Source organism: Pseudomonas sp. M1 (assembly GCF_022760135.1).
In the GTDB taxonomy this organism is placed as follows: Bacteria; Pseudomonadota; Gammaproteobacteria; order Pseudomonadales; family Pseudomonadaceae; genus Pseudomonas; species Pseudomonas citronellolis.
The window spans coordinates 6694789-6711639 of sequence record NZ_CP094343.1 but is presented as its reverse complement, the minus strand read 5'-3'; the positions used below and the strand labels follow the sequence as shown (position 1 = coordinate 6711639).

The 16851-nt window shown below is 69.5% G+C and carries 13 protein-coding genes and 1 pseudogene; 9 read left to right on the top strand and 5 right to left on the bottom strand.

Features of this window, described 5'->3' with window-relative positions; translation table 11 throughout:
• The first annotated feature begins 17 nt into the window (after positions 1 to 17).
• The 3 genes from PM1_RS29830 to PM1_RS29820 are packed head-to-tail and all read left to right on the top strand — an operon-like array spanning position 18 to position 2085.
• Positions 18 to 944: a LysR family transcriptional regulator gene (locus PM1_RS29830; RefSeq protein ID WP_009614635.1), complete on the top strand. Its 927-nt coding sequence runs from the start codon at positions 18 to 20 to the stop codon at positions 942 to 944.
• Complete coding sequence (locus PM1_RS29825) at positions 941 to 1672, top strand: phytanoyl-CoA dioxygenase family protein (protein ID WP_009614636.1); 732 nt, start codon at positions 941 to 943, stop codon at positions 1670 to 1672. The genes PM1_RS29830 and PM1_RS29825 overlap by 4 nt, the downstream gene beginning before the upstream one ends.
• Before the next feature lie 11 nt (positions 1673 to 1683).
• A complete protein-coding gene (locus PM1_RS29820) occupies positions 1684 to 2085 on the top strand; it encodes a GFA family protein (RefSeq protein ID WP_009614637.1) in 402 nt (133 codons plus the stop codon).
• Between the two features lie 434 nt (positions 2086 to 2519).
• On the opposite strand, the gene PM1_RS29815 is transcribed toward PM1_RS29820, so the two are convergent.
• From PM1_RS29815 to PM1_RS29800, 4 genes are all read right to left on the bottom strand, one after another.
• On the bottom strand, positions 2520 to 5483 hold the full coding sequence (locus tag PM1_RS29815; protein ID WP_009614638.1) for an autotransporter outer membrane beta-barrel domain-containing protein: 2964 nt from the start codon (positions 5481 to 5483) through the stop codon (positions 2520 to 2522).
• Between the two features lie 115 nt (positions 5484 to 5598).
• Positions 5599 to 6438, bottom strand: a complete 840-nt coding sequence (locus PM1_RS29810) for an acyl-CoA thioesterase (protein WP_009614639.1) — start codon at positions 6436 to 6438, stop codon at positions 5599 to 5601.
• Between the two features lie 73 nt (positions 6439 to 6511).
• Complete coding sequence (locus PM1_RS29805; RefSeq protein ID WP_009614640.1) at positions 6512 to 7540, bottom strand: DUF5924 family protein; 1029 nt, start codon at positions 7538 to 7540, stop codon at positions 6512 to 6514.
• 292 nt (positions 7541 to 7832) lie between these two features.
• A complete protein-coding gene (locus PM1_RS29800; RefSeq protein ID WP_009614641.1) occupies positions 7833 to 8768 on the bottom strand; it encodes a LysR family transcriptional regulator in 936 nt (311 codons plus the stop codon).
• A gap of 285 nt (positions 8769 to 9053) precedes the next feature.
• On the opposite strand from PM1_RS29800, the gene PM1_RS29795 reads away from it, so the two are divergent.
• From PM1_RS29795 to PM1_RS29775, 6 genes and pseudogenes are all read left to right on the top strand, one after another.
• On the top strand, positions 9054 to 10544 hold the full coding sequence (locus PM1_RS29795; protein ID WP_009614642.1) for an aldehyde dehydrogenase: 1491 nt from the start codon (positions 9054 to 9056) through the stop codon (positions 10542 to 10544).
• 45 nt (positions 10545 to 10589) lie between these two features.
• A pseudogene (locus PM1_RS31465) lies at positions 10590 to 10663 on the top strand (hypothetical protein); the annotation flags it as partial.
• Between the two features lie 39 nt (positions 10664 to 10702).
• Positions 10703 to 12085: an aspartate aminotransferase family protein gene (locus tag PM1_RS29790; RefSeq protein WP_009614644.1), complete on the top strand. Its 1383-nt coding sequence runs from the start codon at positions 10703 to 10705 to the stop codon at positions 12083 to 12085.
• A 228-nt stretch (positions 12086 to 12313) separates the two neighbouring features.
• Positions 12314 to 13348 carry an ABC transporter substrate-binding protein gene (locus PM1_RS29785; RefSeq protein WP_009614645.1) on the top strand — a complete coding sequence of 345 codons (1035 nt, stop codon included), beginning with the start codon at positions 12314 to 12316 and terminating at the stop codon, positions 13346 to 13348.
• A gap of 61 nt (positions 13349 to 13409) precedes the next feature.
• Positions 13410 to 14801, top strand: a complete 1392-nt coding sequence (locus PM1_RS29780) for a purine-cytosine permease family protein (protein ID WP_009614647.1) — start codon at positions 13410 to 13412, stop codon at positions 14799 to 14801.
• A complete protein-coding gene (locus PM1_RS29775) occupies positions 14798 to 15910 on the top strand; it encodes a class II histone deacetylase (RefSeq protein ID WP_009614649.1) in 1113 nt (370 codons plus the stop codon). The genes PM1_RS29780 and PM1_RS29775 overlap by 4 nt, the downstream gene beginning before the upstream one ends.
• 7 nt (positions 15911 to 15917) lie before the next feature.
• Here the strand turns inward: PM1_RS29775 and PM1_RS29770 are convergent, their stop codons facing one another.
• Positions 15918 to 16490: a DUF1993 domain-containing protein gene (locus PM1_RS29770; RefSeq protein ID WP_009614651.1), complete on the bottom strand. Its 573-nt coding sequence runs from the start codon at positions 16488 to 16490 to the stop codon at positions 15918 to 15920.
• Positions 16491 to 16851 lie beyond the last annotated feature (361 nt).

Sequence of the window (16851 nt, the reverse complement as noted above, 5' to 3'; positions counted from 1 at the left end):
CCGCCGCGAGAACCCCCATGCTGGGCAACCTTTCCGACATCGACCTGCGCCTGCTGCGCACCTTCTGCGCCATAGTCGAGGCCGGCGGCTTCACCGCCGCCCAGGTGCGCCTGAACACCAGCCTGTCGCGCCTGAGCGTGCTGGTGCGTGACCTCGAACTGCGCCTGGGCTACTCGCTGTGTCGGCGCGGCAGCAGCGGCTTCCAGCTCACCGAGGAAGGCCAGCAGCTGTACGACGCGGCCCAGGGCCTGTTCGTCGACATCGAACGCTTCCGCGAGCAGGTCACCGGCCTGGGCGGACGCGACCGCGAAACCCTGCACCTGGGCTGCGTCGACGGCGTGGTCGGGCAGCACTGCTGGGCGCTGCCGCTGGCCATCCGCCTGTTCCGCCAGGGCAACCCCGGCGTGCGCCTGAACCTGCACACCCAGCGCCCGGATGAGCTGGAGAACGCCGTGCTGGAGGAGCGCCTGCAACTGGCCATCGGCGCCTTCCACCACCGCCTGTCCGGGCTGCGCTACCAGTTGCTGTTCAGCGAGGAACAGAACCTCTACTGCGCCCCCGGCCACCCGTTCTTCGCCCGCGCCGACGACGAGCCGGGCCTGGAGGCGATCTGCGCCGCCGATTACGTCGGCCGCGGCTACATGGCCGAGAGCCGGCGCCCCCACGGCCTGGTGTTCAACCGCACGACCACCGCCTACAGCATGGAGGCCATCGCCAACCTGGTGTTCAGCGGCACCTTCATCGGCTACCTGCCGACGCCCTACGCCGCCGCCTGGGTCGCCGAGGGACGCCTACGGGCGATCCGCCCGGCGCAGCTGGCCTACCACTCGGAATTCCACTGCGTGACACGCCAGGGCGCCGAACCGGGCGAAGCCCTGGGCGCCTTCCTCGGCGCCCTGGAACAGGCCCAGGCGCAACTGGGCCGGGGAGGGTTGGACTCATGAACGCACTGCACGCATTGCACGAGGACGGCTTCGTGCTGCTGCCCGGCCTGCTGGATGCCGCGCAGGTGGCCGAGGTGCGCGGGCTGATCGATGATCTGCGGCCGATCCACTGGGACTACGAGGGCCTGGTGGACCACTACAAGTGCGTGTTCAATCGCTCGCCGCGCTGGCTGCCCTACCTCGACCCGCCGGGGCTGATCGAAGTGGCCGAGGCGGCCCTGGGCGAGGACTGCCACGTCATCGGCCAGACCGCTTGGCGCTGCCATCCCGGCTTCATCGGCAGCGACATGCACCAGGACTACCTGCCGCTGCGCCTGCCGGAAGCGCTGCTGCTGGGCGGCTTCGAGTTGCCGATGTTCATCTGCACGGCGCAGGTCTACCTCGACGACATCGACCACGACCTCTGCCCGACCTGGGTGATCCCCGGCAGCCACCGCGCCGGCCGCGCGCCGCACCCGGACGAGCGCAGCTGGCGGGGCAGGGCGGCCGAGCCGGTGCTGTGCCGCGCCGGTGATTGCCTGCTGTTCCGCAGCGACCTGTGGCATTCCGGCAGCCGTAACCTGAGCCAGCGCACGCGCTACCTGTTGCAGGTGCACTACGGCCGGCGCATGGTGGCGCAGAAGTTCTCGCCCTATCTCGACTGGCGCTTCGAACCCGAAGTGCTGGCCGCCTGCACGCCCCGCCAGCGCCGCCTGTTGGGCGACCACGAGGCGGCGGAATACGACTGAGGAGCCCGGCCATGAGCCAGACCCACCAAGGGGGCTGCCATTGTGGCGCCCTGCGTTATGAGTTCACTGCGGAGTTGGATGATGTCGGCCACTGCCATTGTTCGATCTGCCGGCGGAGTAGTGGGGGCATGGTGGTCACCTGGGCGACGGTGCCGCGCAGTAGTTTCCGTTGGTTGAAGGGGACGCCGGCCTGCTATGTGTCGAGTCCGGGCAATCGGCGGTTGTTCTGTGGCAACTGTGGGGCGCAGGTGGTGTTCGAGACGGAGCGGACGCCGGAGACGCTGGATGTGACTGTGGCGACCTTCGATCACCCGGAGGTGGCGCCGCCGCAAAGGCATGTCTGGGTGAAGAGCCGGGTTGCTTGGCTGCATCTGGATGAGCAGTTGCCGGGGGAGGATGAGGAGGTTTTGTAGGAGCGAGCTAGCCGGCGGTTCTTGTGCGCTGGATCGGTTCCGTACCCTCTCCCCAGCCCTCGGCTGCGCGCCCCGCCCTGAAGGGAGAGGGGGCTTGTCCGTGCCGAGCAGAGGCCTGGTTTCAGCCGGCAATCTCTGTGCTAGTCGGCTAACTCCAGAACATCAGTGCCTGCCCAACGGTCCCCTCTCCCTTCAGGGAGAGGGTTAGGGAGAGGGCGCTCTTCAGCTCAAGCACCGACCCCTGCCGGTAGAACCCTTTACCAGTCGTAGGGCGTACAACCGTTCGCGGTTGTACGCCGCTACACCGGACTTGTCTCTAACTCCGAGGCTGACCTGGGCGACGGCCGAAGTCACTCCAGGTCGACCCTGGCTCGTGGCTGGGCCAAGGTGAAACGGCGGATAACCGCGAACGGTTATACGCCCTACGCGGCATTTCAGAACGCCATCTGCCACTGCGCGATCAGCGCATGGTTCTGCGCCTGGCTGCCTTTCTCGCCGCTGTAGGCCAGGCCGATGCTGTGGCGGGCCGACAGGCCCAGGTCGAGGCCCAGGTCCAGCAGCAGGCTGTTGCGGTCCAGCGCCGTGCCCTGGACGCTGAAGGCGCCGCCGCCGGCGAGGAAGGCCTGGCGGGTGCTGCTGTCCAGGTCGCCGTAGGTGTGGCGCCAGCCCAGGCCCAGGCGCGGGGTCAGGCTCATGCCGTTGTCCAGGCTGGCGAGCCAGGCCGCGCGCAGGCCCAGGGTGCTGCTGACGTTGTGCTGGCTTTGCTCGTCCACGTGCAGGGCCGCGGCGCCGCCTTTTTCGTCGTAGGCGTCGCGCTTGTAGTACTGGTAGCCGAGGTTGGCGTAGGGCTCGGCGCTCAGGCGGCCGTCGCCGAGCTGGTAGCCGGCCTCGGCGAAGGCCTGCCAGCTGTGGGCGTCGTAGTCGCCCTTGGGGCGGTCGCTGAAGCCGTCGAACTCGACGCGGCGTTTGCTTTCGCCGTCGTGGCTGCTGTAGGCCGCGCCCAGGCGCAGGGCCAGCGGGCCGTCCTGGCGCAGGGCGTAGGTGCCCAGGTGCCAGCTGTCGATGTCACCGGAGGCGCCGCCCTGGCCGTCGAGGTCGGTGTGCGAGTAGCCGCCCAGCACGCCCAGGCGCCATTGGCCGTCCAGCGCCCAGTCGGCGCCCAGCAGGGTGCCGCCGGTGTCCTGGTCGAGGTCGCCGCTGCCGTGCTCGCCGTCCAGTTGGCCGTGGCTGCCGATGCCTTGCAGCCAGAGGCGGCCGGCGGCGTTCGGGTCGTTCAGGTTGCGCGCCTCGCTGGGCACGCCGAGGGCGGCCAGCTGCGGGGTGTCGCGCTCGTCGCTGGCCACCAGCAGGCCGCCGCCGAGCTGGCGCAGCGCGCCGAGCATGGCGCCGCCCACCGCCTGGCTGCCGGCCAGGATGGCGGCGGCCAAGTTGGCGTTGCTGGCGCCGGCCAGCTGCTCCACGGCGCGGCCGGCGTTGCCGGCGTCGCTGGTGATCAGCGCGTTGTACAGCTGGCCCATGCCCTGGCCCTGCAGGGCGCTGGCGGCGTTGCGGCCGTTGCCGCTGCTGGCCAGGTCGGCGAACTGCACGTCGTTGCGCGTCAGTTGCAGGTCCACGCTGTTGGCGCCGTAGCTGAGGCTCGGGGTGAGGAAGGCGAAGTTGCTGCTGACCTCGGCGAACCGGCCGCTGACGCCGCCGCTGGCGTTCAGCACCTGGTAGCTGCTCTGCCAGGGATAGTTGCCGGGCCCGGCCTGCAGGGCCAGGCGCGCGCCGTCCAGGGTCGCGCTGCCATCCACTTGCAGGGTGGCGTGGCTGCCGTCGGCCTCCACGCCGTAGGCCAGGGTCGAGCCGCTGCGCAGGGCCAGGTCGCCGGTCACGTGGGTGGCGCCCTGTTGCGGGTTGGCCAGCAGGGTGCCGCTGACGTCCAGGCCGCCGACGCTGCCGCTGCCGGCGTAGCTGGCGCCGCTGTCCACCAGCAGGCTGCCGGCGATGCCGCCCTGGTTGATCAGCTGGGCGCCGGCGAAGACTTCGCCGCCTTCGCTGAAGTCGCCGCTGCCGCTGAGAGTCCAGGCGCCCTGGCGCACTTCCAGGCGCTCGAAGTTGCGGCTCTGGCCGAAGCTGCCGCCGCGGGCGTCGTCGAAGCTCACCCGGTCATGGCCGTCGCCGCCGTCCACTAGGCCCTCGAAGCGGCTGCCGGCGAGCAGCGTCAGGCTGTCGTCGCCGCCGCCCAGTTCCAGGGCGATGCCGTTGCCGCCGTGGATCAGGCCGTCGTTGATCACGCTGTCGGCGAAGTCGCCGACCAGGCTCACGCCGCTGGAGGCCAGGCCTTCGATGGTGCCGTGGTTCTCCAGGGTGGTGGCGCCGTAGCCGCTGCCGGCGGAGCCGTCGTCCACCAGGATGCCGCGGCTGGCGCCGCTGATCAGCGCGCCGGCGGCGTTGTAGACGCTGCCGCCGCCCATGGCGATGCCTTCGCTGCCGTTGGGCTGGCCGCCCTTGTCGACGCCGGCCGCGCCTGTGCCTTCGATGATCCCGTGGTTCTCGATGTGGCCGATCAGGTCGATGTCCACGCCATCGCCGTCGCCATCGGGCACCAGGCCGTTGTAGGCGCCGGTGATGCGCCCGTAGTTGGTGACCGTGCCGTTGCCGTCGGAGCCGTAGCCCGAGCCGTTGCGGCCGATGATCACGCCGTCGGCGTAGTTGACCAGGGTGGCGCCGACGTCGGTGGTGATGCCGTGGCGGCCGCCGGAGATCAGCCCGTGGTTGTAGACGCTGCCGCCCTCGGCATCCTGGAAGTCGATGCCGTCGTTCTTGGCGTCGGCGTCGATCATGTCGCCGCTGCTGATCTCGCCGTAGTTGGTGATGCTGGCGTTGGCGCCGGGGCGGATGCCGTCGTTGCCGTCGCCGTGGATGACGCCGGTCTCGCGGTTGATGATGGTCACCGGCACGCCGCTGCGCAGGTCGTCGAAGTCCAGCGCCTGGCCGCTGGTCGAGCGGATGCTGCCGGCGTTGTCCAGCAATAGGCTGCCGCTGTCGAAGCCGTCCTTCACCCGCACCGCGTCGTCGCTGGCGCTGATGCTGGCGCCGGCGCGGTTGTAGATCCGGTAGTTGCGGGTGGTTGCGGCGTTGCCCGAGCTTTCGATGGCGCGGCCGCTGGTGGCGGTGATCTGCCCGCTGTTGTCGACCACCACGCCGGCGCCGCTGGTGCCGTCCTTCAGGGCGACGGTCTTGTCGCTGGCGGTGATGCTGCCGCTTGCGGTGACCTGCAGGCTGGCCTCGCCGGAGAGCGTCTGCTTGCTGGTGCTGGGCGTGCTGATGACGATGGGGCCGGCGGGCGCGGCGTGGGCGCCGGCGCTGAAGACGAGGGCGATGCTGAACGCCAGCGGGGAAGGCTTGAACGACATGGCGACGACCTTTTTCTTCTGGAAGTGGCCGTCGTTTATAGCGATGCAATCTTACGTTTTTGTAACCATGCTGGCTTTTTGCCAAGGCCGGGCGCGGGGCGCCCGGCCCTTGCCGTCACTGCTTGTAGTAGACGATCTGGTTGCTGGTGGCGAGCAGTTCGCCGGCCTCGCTCCACAGCTCCGCGGCCTGGTCGAAGTAGCCGTTGCGGAAGGCCTGGCCGCGGGCCTCGCCGAGCAGGTAGCCGCTGCCGACTTCGGCCAGTTGCGCGGCGTCGGTGTGGAAGTAGGTGGTGATCGACACGGTGCCGGCGGGCACCGGGGTGGCGCGGCGCAGCCATACGCGCGGGTAGAAGATGTCGCTCATCGCCGCCAGGGCCGGGAAGTCCAGCGCCCGCGGCTGGGCGTCGCGCAGCCAGAGGCGGGTGCGGCTGTGCTCGCCGCTGCCGTCCCAGGTGCTGGGGAAGGCGCCGTCGATGGCGCGCATCTCGTATTGCTGCGCCCAGGCCACGCCCTTGCCGCTGGTGTTCAGCGGCGGCGTCTGCGCCGGCGCCGTGGCCTGCGGGCGCGCCAGGTCGAGTTCGCTCCAGGTCTCGCGGCGCAGGGCGGTGACCGCGGTGCCGGTGGTGGAGATCTGCTCCACGCCGTCGCCGTCCACCTGGCTCAGCTGCAGCAGCCAGTGCTGGGTGGAGCGGTTGGTGCGGATCGGCGTGGCGCGCACGGCGAAGGCGCCGGCCTCGATGGCGGCGGCGAAGTTCACCGTCAGCGCGACGGGCGCGCCGAGCAGCCGCGGGTGGCGCAGCACGGCCTGCAGCAGGGTGGCGGCGGTGATGCCGCCGAAGGGCCCGACCATGTTCCAGTAGTCGGCGCTGGTGTGGCCGTGGAACAGGTCGGCGTCGCGGGCGTCGGCTTCCAGGGCCAGGGCGCGGTCGAAGGGGTGCAGGGCGGAGTCGGTCATGCTCGGTGCTCTCGGCGCGGGTATCCGGTCCTTTTAGGGGAGCGGCCCGGGCGCGGTCAAGCGAACCGGGCGGTCAGGGCGTGACCTCGAAACGCAGGGTGCCGATCACCTGGCCGACCTCGGTGATCACCTGCACCTGCCAGCGCCCGGTCGGGTCGGCGGGGAAGTTCTGCTTGTGCGTCCAGGCGCGGTAGCCGGCCTCGCGGCCGCCGTGGATGTCCAGGGCGATGCGGTCGACTTCCCGGCCGTTGTGCAGCCACACGTGGAAGATGCGCTCGTCCAGGCCGCGCGGCGCGCTGATGGCGGTGTAGGCGTAGAGGCCCTGGGCGCGGATCTGCGCGGCGCCGACCTGCTCGACGCTGTCGCCGGGGGTGCGCTGGCTGTTGTCGAACTGCTCGGTGACCGCCATTTCCGCCAGCCACAGGGTGGACGGCGGCACCCAGGCGCGGCCGAACCAGCCGACCACGCCGATGCACAGGGTCAGGCCGAGCAGGGCGAACCAGCGCCACCACTTGTGGATGCCCACCGACACCACCAGGCTGGGGAAGGACAGCGCCACGGCGATGCCCAGGGCCCAGCGGTAGCTTTCCGGGGTGCTCAGCTGGAGGATCAGCGGCAGCGCGGTGAGCAGCACGGCGAACAGCGTCAGGGTGTGGTAGCCGAGGAAGGTCCAGCGCCGCGGCGCCAGCCACTTGTAGTAGACCGGGTCGGTGATGGCGATCAGCCCGGCCAGCCCCAGGGCGCCGGTGAACAGGGCCTGGCCGCTGTTCCAGGTGGTGGTGACGAAGAAGAACGGCAGGACGAAGAACAGGCTTTCCTGGTGGATCAGCTGGGTCGCGTAGCGCAGCAGCCCCGGCGGCACCGACCAGCCGAAGCGCTCCTTGAAGCGCTGGGTGAGCAGGTTCTCCAGCATCAGCCAGAGCCAGCTGACCAGCATGACGATGGCCATGGCGCGGGCGAAGCCGGCGCGGTGGCGGTCGACCATCATGAAGCTGAACAGCCCCGAGCAGAAGCCGAACAGGGCGACCAGCCGCGGGTAGCGTTCCAGGAGCGAGAGGGCCAGCGCGATCAGGCGCTGCACGCGGGATTTCAACACAAGCATGACGAAAGGCCGAAGCCGGACAACCGGAAGGCCGGGGATTGTAGCGCTTGTGCCGGGCGCGGGGCAGCGGCGCTGGACGGAGGGTAGAGGCCGTGCCCGCCTGAGACGTAGGAGCGGACCTTGTCCGCGATAGCCGGAGGCTCCGGCGCGATTCGCGGATGAGATCCGCTACGCTGCGCCACCCTCGCCATTCCCCTGTAGGAGCGCGCCCTGCGCGCGAATCGCGGGCAGGGCCCGCTACAAGGGTTGGCATTCAGCCCCGTAGGATGGGTATCGCTCCGCTCAACCCATCCTACGAAGGCTTGTGTGCGGGCTCTGACGCCACCCCGCCACTCAACTCCTCGCGGGCATAGTCGACGAACAGCCGCGCCGGCTTGGTCAGCTGGGCGCGCTTGAGCCAGGCGGCCACCAGGCCGGAGGCGCTGACGTCTTCGGCGATGTTCACCATCACCACTTTCTTGCCGTCGTAGGTGCACTCCGAATGCGGCCGGGTGACCAGCACCGAGAAGCCGAAGCCCTGGCCGACCATGCCGCGCACCATCTCGATGGAGGGCGAGCTGAAGGCGATGTTCGGCGTCAGCCCCAGTTCCTCGAAGATGCTCACGAAGTAGGTGCGGCTGGGTTGCACGTCGAGCAGGATCATCGGTTCCAGCGCCAGGTCGCGCAGCGACACCTGGGCCTGGCGGGCGAAGCGGTGGTCGGCCGGGAGCAGGGCGTAGGGGCGCTGCGCCGGCATCAGCGGCTCGGTCTCGATGGTGCCGTCGAGGTCGTGGCGGTACAGCAGGGCCAGGTCGAAGCGCCCGGAGGTCAGGCCCTGCACCAGTTCCTGCTGCTCGCCGTCGCGGATGCGGATCTCCACCCCCGGGTAGCGCTCGCGGAAGCCGGCGATCAGCCGCGGCAGGTACAGCGGCGCCACCGTCTCGAAGCAGGCCAGGTCGATCTGCCCGGCCACCACGTCGTTGTCGGCCAGGGCGTTCTGCTCGAACTCGTGGGCCATGCGCAGCAGTTCCTGGGCCTTGCGGTAGAAGCGCGCGCCGCTGGGGGTGAGGGACACGCCCTGGGCGTGGTGGCGGATGAACAGCTGCACGCCGAAGCTCTCTTCCAGGCCCTTGATCGCCGTGGAGATCGACGGCTGGGCGATGTAGAGCTTGCGCGAGGCCTCGGCCACGCTGCCGCATTCCACTGTGGTCACGAAATACTTCAATTGCCGCAAGGTATAGGAAGCCACTGCAAGACCTCTATGGCGCGGCTTCGCCGGTGGCGTGCGCGCTCTCGTTGTGTCATCGGTTCATCGGAAAGCAAGGATCGGGCCCGCCGGCAGGCGCCGGGGAGCGCCGAGGCGCCTCCAGGTGCCGCACCATAACCCAGCATGGCGCACTTTGCCGGTGCGTGCCTGCCCAGCTTTTTCATATACCCCGAAGACATATTTAATATTTTTCCTCCGCCGGGGCATGCGCGACCATCAGGGCACCACAGAACAAAACAATAATTGCTCGTGAGCAGGAGTGCCCTGGTGTATCAACTCAGCGACTGGCAGCAGCGTGCAGCCCGCCAGACCTTCATCGACGCCGCCCTGATCGATGGCCGCCGCATGGCCGCCGCCGACGGCGCCACCTTCGCATCCATCGACCCGGCCACCAACCGCCTGCTGGCCAACGTCGCCGCCTGTGGCGCGGCTGAAGTCGACGCCGCCGTGCGCAGCGCCCGCCGTGCCTTCGAGCAGGGCCCCTGGGCGCGCATGGCGCCGCGCGAGCGCAAGGCCGTGCTGCTGAAGCTGGCCGAGCTGATGCTGGCGCACCGCGACGAGCTGGCCCTGCTGGACTCGCTGAACATGGGCAAGCCGGTGATGGACGCCTGGAACATCGACGTGCCCGGCGCCGCCGGCGTCTTTTCCTGGTACGCCGAGGCCCTGGACAAGCTCTACGACCAGGTCGCCCCGACCGCGCCCAACGCCCTGGCCACCATCACCCGCGCGCCCCTGGGCGTGATCGGCGCCGTGGTGCCGTGGAACTTCCCCCTCGACATGGCCGCCTGGAAACTGGCCCCGGCCCTGGCCGCCGGCAACTCGGTGGTGCTCAAGCCGGCCGAGCAGTCGCCCTTCTCGGCCCTGCGCCTGGCCGAACTGGCCCTGGAGGCCGGCCTGCCCGAGGGCGTGCTGAACGTGGTGCCGGGCCTCGGCGAGCACGCCGGCAAGGCCCTGGGCCTGCACCCGGACGTGGACTGCCTGGTGTTCACCGGCTCCACCGAAGTGGGCAAGTACTTCATGCAGTATTCCGCCCAGTCCAACCTCAAGCAGGTGTGGCTGGAGTGTGGCGGCAAGAGCCCGAACCTCGTGTTCGCCGATTGCCGCGACCTCGATCTTGCGGCTGAAAAAGCGGCATTCGGCATTTTCTTCAACCAGGGCGAGGTCTGCTCGGCCAACTCGCGGCTGCTGGTGGAGCGCTCCATCCACGACGAATTCGTCGAGCGCCTGATCGCCAAGGCCCGCGACTGGGCCCCGGGCGACCCGCTGGACCCGGCCAGCCGCGCCGGCGCCATCGTCGACGCCAAGCAGACCGCCAGCATCCTGCGCTTCATCGAGGAAACCCGCGGCAGCGCCGCTACCCTGGCTTGCGGCGGCCGCCAGCTGAGCTTCAACGGCTCGGGCAACTTCATCGAGCCGACCATCTTCACCAACGTCGACCCGCAGCAGCGCCTGGCCCGCGAGGAAGTCTTCGGCCCGGTGCTGGCGGTGACCGCCTTCGACAGCGAGGACGAGGCCCTGCGCCTGGCCAACGACAGCCTCTTCGGCCTGGCCGCCTCGGTGTGGAGCGACGACCTCAACCGTGCCCACCGCGTGGCCGGCCGGCTGAACGTCGGCACCGTGTCGGTGAACACCGTGGACGCCCTGGACCCGGCCATCCCCTTCGGCGGCGGCAAGCAGTCCGGCTTCGGCCGCGACCTGTCGCTGCATTCGTTCGACAAGTACACCCAGCTGAAAACCACCTGGTTCCAGCTGCGCTGAGGGCAGCCCCGGGGCCGGCGCACCGCCGGCCCGTGCTGCCCCGGCGAACCGCTCGAGACGGCCGGTGAGACTGCCCAGGTAAGTCCGTCGCCCTCGATCCCCTGCAAACCCCTCAGGCCGGCTGCCGGAGCACCGCCGAGGGAACTAGGAGAAAGTCGATGACCGACAACACCAAAGCGCAACGCGAAACCCGCGACTACCAGGCGGCCGACGCGGCCCACCACATCCACGCCTTCCTCGACCAGAAGGCGCTGAACGCCGAAGGCCCGCGGGTGATGGTGCGCGGCGAGGGCCTGTACCTGTGGGACAACGACGGCAACCGCTACCTGGACGGCATGTCCGGCCTGTGGTGCACCCAGCTGGGCTACGGGCGCAAGGACCTGACCGCCGCGGCGAGCGCGCAGATGGACCAGCTGCCGTACTACAACATGTTCTTCCACACCACCCACCCGGCGGTGATCGAGCTGTCCGAGCTGCTCTTCAGCCTGGTGCCGGGCCACTACAGCCACGCCATCTACACCAACTCCGGCTCCGAATCCAACGAGGTGCTGATCCGCACCGTGCGCCGCTACTGGCAGATCCTCGGCAAGCCGCAGAAGAAGATCATGATCGGCCGCTGGAACGGCTACCACGGCTCGACCCTGGCGGCCACCGCGCTGGGCGGCATGAAGTTCATGCACGAGATGGGCGGGATGATCCCGGACATCGCCCACATCGACGAGCCCTACTGGTTCGCCAACGGCGGCGACCTCACCCCCGAGGAATTCGGCCGCCGCTGCGCGCAGCAGCTGGAGGACAAGATCCTCGAGCTGGGCGCCGAGAACGTCGCCGGCTTCATCGCCGAGCCGTTCCAGGGCGCCGGCGGCATGATCTTCCCGCCGGAGAGCTACTGGCCGGAAATCCAGCGCATCTGCCGCAAGTACGACGTGCTGCTGTGCGCCGACGAAGTGATCGGCGGCTTCGGCCGCACCGGCGAATGGTTCGCCCACCAGCACTTCGGCTTCGAGCCGGACACCCTGTCCATCGCCAAGGGCCTGACCAGCGGCTACATCCCCATGGGCGGCCTGGTGCTGAGCAAGCGCATCGCCGAGGTGCTGGTGGAGCAGGGCGGCGTGTTCGCCCACGGCCTGACCTACTCCGGCCACCCGGTGGCGGCGGCGGTGGCCGTGGCCAACCTCAAGGCGCTGCGCGACGAGGGCATCGTCACCCAGGTCAAGAACGACACCGGCCCCTACCTGCAGCAGTGCCTGCGCGAGGTGTTCGGCAACCACCCGCTGATCGGCGAGATCCAGGGCGCCGGCCTGGTGGCGGCGCTGCAGTTCGTGCAGGACAAGGCCACCCGCAAGCGCTTCGACAACGAGAACGACCTGGCCTGGCGCTGCCGCACCATCGGCTTCGAGGAAGGCGTGATCATCCGCTCCACCCTCGGCCGCATGATCATGGCCCCGGCCCTGGTGGCCGGCCGCGCCGAGCTGGACGAGCTGGTGGACAAGACGCGCATCGCGGTGGACCGCACCGCGAAAGAGATCGGCGTGCTCTGACGCCAGTCTCGCAGGCGCTGCCTTCCGTAGGATGGCGTTGAGCGCAGCGATACCCATCGATGGGTATCGCCGCGCACATCCCCTCCTGCGAGCAGCGCCCTTCGCCACAACCGAACAACAACGCCGCGGGCCCACGCAGGCCCGCGCCGTGGAACCTTTTTGCCGCCCGTTCGGCAACTGCCCAGCAATCCAAACCAACAACGCCAACCGGCTGTGGGAGTTCGTTCCATGAAATCGTCCTTGCATTGCATCCTCGCCTGCGCGGTCCTCGCCGCCACCGGCGCCGCCCAGGCGCAGGATCTCACGGTGATCTCCTTCGGCGGCGCCACCAAGGCCGCCCAGGACAAGGCCTACTTCAAACCCTTCGATGCCAGCGGCGCAGGCAAGGTGATCGCCGGCGAGTACAACGGCGAGATGGCCAAGGTGAAGGCCATGGTCAACGTCGGCAAGGTCACCTGGGACGTGGTCGAGGTGGAAAGCCCCGAGCTGCTGCGCGGCTGCGACGAGGGCCTGTTCGAGCGCATCGACCCGGCCGCCATCGGCGACGAGTCGCAGTTCGTCCCCGGCACCTTCAGCGAGTGCGGCGTGGCCACCTACGTCTGGTCGATGGTCATGGCCTACGACAGCAAGCGCCTGGCCAAGGCGCCGACCTCCTGGGCGGACTTCTGGAACGTCAAGGACTACCCGGGCAAGCGCGGCCTGCGCAAGGGCGCCAAGTACACCCTGGAAGTGGCCCTGCTGGCCGACGGCGTGAAGCCCGAGGACCTGTACAAGGTGCTGGGCACCCCCGAGGGCGTCAGCCGCGCCTTCAGGAAACTCGACGAGATCAAGCCCTACATCCAGTGGTGGGAAGCCGGCGCGCAACCGCCGCAGTGGCTGGCCGCCGGCGACGTGGTGATGAGCGCCGCCTACAACGGCCGCATCGCCGCCGCGCAGAAGGAAGGCGTGCCGCTGGCCATCGTCTGGCCGGGCAGCCTCTACGACCCGGAATACTGGGCGGTGGTCAAGGGCACGCCGAACAAGGCCCTGGCCGAGAAGTTCATCGCCTTCGCCAGCCAGCCGCAGACGCAGAAGGTGTTCTCCGAGAACATCCCCTACGGCCCGGTGCACAAGGGCACCCTGGAACTGCTGCCGGCCGACGTGCAGGCCGCGCTGCCCACCGCCCCGGCCAACCTGCAGGGCGCCCGCTCGGTGGACTCGGCCTTCTGGGTCGACCACGGCGAGGAACTGGAACTGCGCTTCAACGCCTGGGCGGCCCGCTAAGGCCCCCGGCCAACCCGAGTGCCCGGCGCGCCGGGCACCGCTTTGCCTTGCGAGAACCACAATGACAACGACGCAAACCCCGGCGGCGACCCTGGAGCTGAGCACCATCCAGCCCATCGCCCGGCACGAACGCCACGGCCGCGCCCGCGACCTCTTCACCATCTGGTTCGGCAGCAACATCATGCTGCTCACCGTGGTCACGGGGGCGCTGGCCGTCACCGTGTTCCAGCTGTCCTTCGTCGCCGCGCTGCTGGCGCTGGTGCTGGGCAACCTGGTGGGCGGGGTGTTCATGGCCCTGCACTCGGCCCAGGGCCCGCAGCTGGGCGTGCCGCAGATGGTGCAGACGCGCGGCCAGTTCGGCTCCTTCGGCTCGCTGCTGGTGGTGGCCCTGGTGGTGATCATGTACCTGGGCTTCTTCGCCTCCAACCTGGTGCTCGGCGGCCAGACGCTGCACGCGCGCTTCCCGGCCGTGGCCACCAACGCCGGCATCCTGCTGGTGGGCGCGGTCAGCGTCGTCGCCACCGTCTTCGGCTACCGCCTGATCCACGGCTACACCCGGCTGATGTCCTGGCTGTCCGGCGCGGTGCTGCTGGTCAGCTTCGCCTGGGTGCTGTTCATCCACGGCCTGCCGGCGGACTTCCTGCAGCGCAACGGCTTCAACCTGCCGGGCTTCCTCGGCGCGCTGTCGATCGCCGCGCTCTGGCAGCTGGCCTATGCCCCCTACGTTTCCGACTACTCGCGCTACATGCCGCAGGACACCGGCGCGCGCACCGCGTTCTGGTCCAGCTACTGGGGCTGCTGCCTGGGCTCGATCCTGCCCATGGTCCTGGGTGTGATCGTCGGCCTGTGCCTGGATGGCGGCGACGTGGTCGCCGGGCTGATCGGCATGACCGGCGGCTTCAGCGCCGTGCTGGTGGCGGTGTTCTCCATCGGCATCGCCGCCACCAACGCCATGAACCTGTACTGCGGCACGCTCTCGGCGATCACCGTCGGCCAGACGCTGATCCCGGCCTGGGCGGCCGGCGCCGGCTGGCGCGCGCTGATCGCCCTGAGCCTGTTCGGCGGCTCGCTGGCCATCGCCCTGCTCGGCCAGGACAACTTCATGGCCAACTACACCAACTTCATCCTGCTGCTGCTCTACGTGCTGGTGCCCTGGAGCGCGATCAACCTGGTCGACTACTACCTGGTCGCCCACGGCCAGTACGACGTGCTGTCGTTCTTCCGCCGCGACGGCGGCATCTACGGCACCTTCAACTGGACCGCGGTGAACTGCTACGTGCTGGGCATCCTGGTGCAGGTGCCGTTCATGTCCACCGAGCTGTACACCGGGGTGGTGGCGCGCGCCATGAACGGCGCCGACATCTCCTGGATCGTCGGCCTGGGCGTGGTCTCGCCGGTCTATTGGGCGTTCAGCCGCAAGCGCCAGCGCGCCCTGGCGGAGGCCCGCGCATGAGCCGCCGCAGCGGGTTCTTCTTCGACGAGCGCTGCTTCTGGCACGCTGCCGGGCTGCACGCGCTGATCCTCCCGGTGGGCGGCTGGTTGCAGCCGCCGGCCGGCAGCGGCCACGCCGAATCGGCGGAGAGCAAGCGGCGGCTGAAGAGCCTGATGGACGTCTCGGGCCTGAGCGCGAAGCTCAAGCTTTCCAGCGCGCCGCTGGCCAGCGAAGAGGACCTGCTGCGCGTCCACCCGCTGGACTACCTGCAACGCTTCAAGGCCATGAGCGACGCCGGCCACGGCGAGCTGGGCGAGGAGGCCATGGTCGGCCCCGGCACCTACGAGATCGCCCGGCAGTCCGCCGGGCTGGCCATCGCCGCGGTGGACGCGGTGCTCAGCGGCGAACTGGACAACGCCTACGCGCTGTCGCGGCCGCCGGGCCACCATTGCCTGGCCGACCGCGGCATGGGCTTCTGCTACCTGGCCAACATTGCCGTGGCGGTGGAGGCGGCCAAGGCGCGTCACGGCATCCGCCGCGTCGCCGTGCTGGACTGGGACGTGCACCACGGCAACGGCACCCAGTCGATCTTCTATGGCCGCGACGACGTGCTGAGCCTGTCGATCCACCAGGCCGACTGCTTCCCGGTGGGTTCCGGCGCCGTGGAAGAGCAGGGCGAAGGCGCCGGCCTGGGCGCCAACGTCAACGTGCCGCTGTACCCCGGCAGTGGCGACGACGCCTATCGCCACGCCATGGAACGCATCATAGTACCGGCCCTGGAGCGCTTCCGACCGGAGCTGATCGTGGTCGCCTGCGGCTTCGACGCCAACGGCGTGGACCCGCTGGCGCGCATGCTCGCCCACAGCGAAACCTTCCGCGCCCTCACCCGCAGCGTGCGAGAGGCCGCCGAGCGCCTGTGCGACGGGCGCCTGGTGCTGGTCCACGAGGGCGGCTACGCCGAAGCCTACGTGCCCTTCTGCGGCCACGCGGTGATCGAGGAACTGGCCGGGGTGGCCACCGAGGTGGTCGACCCCTTCCTGCCGATGCTCGAAGGCCAGCAGCCGGACGCGGACTTCCGCGCCTTCCAGCGCCAGGCCATCGAGCGCATGGCGCAGAAGCTGGGCCTGTAGGCCGGGATCAAGCCTGTGGCAGCGTGCCCGGGCGCAGGTAAGTCAGCACGTGCGCGACGTAGTCGGCCTTGCCCAGTTCGACGCCCAGGCTGCGCAGGATGGCGTAGGCGGTGATGCAGTGGAAATAGAACTGCGGGAACGACCAGTCGCGGGCGTACTGCTGGCTGTCCATGTCGAAGATGATGCCGTTGGGCAGGTCGAGCGCGATCGGAGCCTCGGGCCGGCCATCGAGCGCGTCGCCGGGCAGGTCGGCGAGCGCTGCCAGCGCTTCGGCGATGCAGGCCCGGGCCTCGGCCAGGGTGCCCGGCCGCTCGTTCGACGCCCAGCCGTCGTTGCGCACCTGCAGCCACGCCTGCGGAACGGCCAGGCCACGTAGGCGGTAGGTCGGCTCCAGCGCCTGGAAGCAGGCGAAGCGCACCTGCGCGGCCAGCGGGTACATGTCCGGCGCCAGGCGTTGCGCCATCAGTTCGTCGACGTCGTTGCCGGCAGCGCTTTCATGGGCGGCGGCCTTGTCGAGCCATTGCGACAGGTTCGTGAGCATGTGGGTGAACGAGGGAACGAGCAGGCTGGTCAGCGACATGGCGGGCTCCGGGAAAGGGGAGCCGTCAGCTTAGTCCGGGCTCGCCGGCCGTGCTGCGCCATGAAGTCCCTGTCGTACTTGGCCTGCTGTGGATATCGCGGACGGAGTCCGCTCCTACCCCTCCAGGGAAGCACGGCTTTTCGTAGGATGGGTTGAGCGAAGCGATACCCATCCTACGAAGAGCATGCGGCGCGTGCTGGCTGTGGGTCCTTTGTCTCCGGCTGACTCCAGCCTCCCCGCACACGCCGAACGGTCCCCTCTCCCTCCGGGAGAGGGTTAGGGTGAGGGGCCGTTGAGGCACGGGGCGTCATGTTTGCCGTAGGAGCGGGCCCTGCCCGCGATTCGCGCGCAGGGCGCGCTC

Excerpts from the sequence above, each read along its gene's own strand:
- PM1_RS29770 (WP_009614651.1), bottom strand. The coding sequence starts at position 16,490 with ATGTCGCTGACCAGCCTGCTCGTTCCCTCGTTCACCCACATGCTCACG.
- PM1_RS29815 (WP_009614638.1), bottom strand. The coding sequence starts at position 5,483 with ATGTCGTTCAAGCCTTCCCCGCTGGCGTTCAGCATCGCCCTCGTCTTC.
- PM1_RS29780 (WP_009614647.1), top strand. The coding sequence starts at position 13,410 with ATGACAACGACGCAAACCCCGGCGGCGACCCTGGAGCTGAGCACCATC.
- PM1_RS29805 (WP_009614640.1), bottom strand. The coding sequence starts at position 7,540 with ATGCTTGTGTTGAAATCCCGCGTGCAGCGCCTGATCGCGCTGGCCCTC.
- PM1_RS29825 (WP_009614636.1), top strand. The coding sequence starts at position 941 with ATGAACGCACTGCACGCATTGCACGAGGACGGCTTCGTGCTGCTGCCC.
- PM1_RS29785 (WP_009614645.1), top strand. The coding sequence starts at position 12,314 with ATGAAATCGTCCTTGCATTGCATCCTCGCCTGCGCGGTCCTCGCCGCC.
- PM1_RS29790 (WP_009614644.1), top strand. The coding sequence starts at position 10,703 with ATGACCGACAACACCAAAGCGCAACGCGAAACCCGCGACTACCAGGCG.
- PM1_RS29830 (WP_009614635.1), top strand. The coding sequence starts at position 18 with ATGCTGGGCAACCTTTCCGACATCGACCTGCGCCTGCTGCGCACCTTC.
- PM1_RS29775 (WP_009614649.1), top strand. The coding sequence starts at position 14,798 with ATGAGCCGCCGCAGCGGGTTCTTCTTCGACGAGCGCTGCTTCTGGCAC.
- PM1_RS29820 (WP_009614637.1), top strand. The coding sequence starts at position 1,684 with ATGAGCCAGACCCACCAAGGGGGCTGCCATTGTGGCGCCCTGCGTTAT.
- PM1_RS29810 (WP_009614639.1), bottom strand. The coding sequence starts at position 6,438 with ATGACCGACTCCGCCCTGCACCCCTTCGACCGCGCCCTGGCCCTGGAA.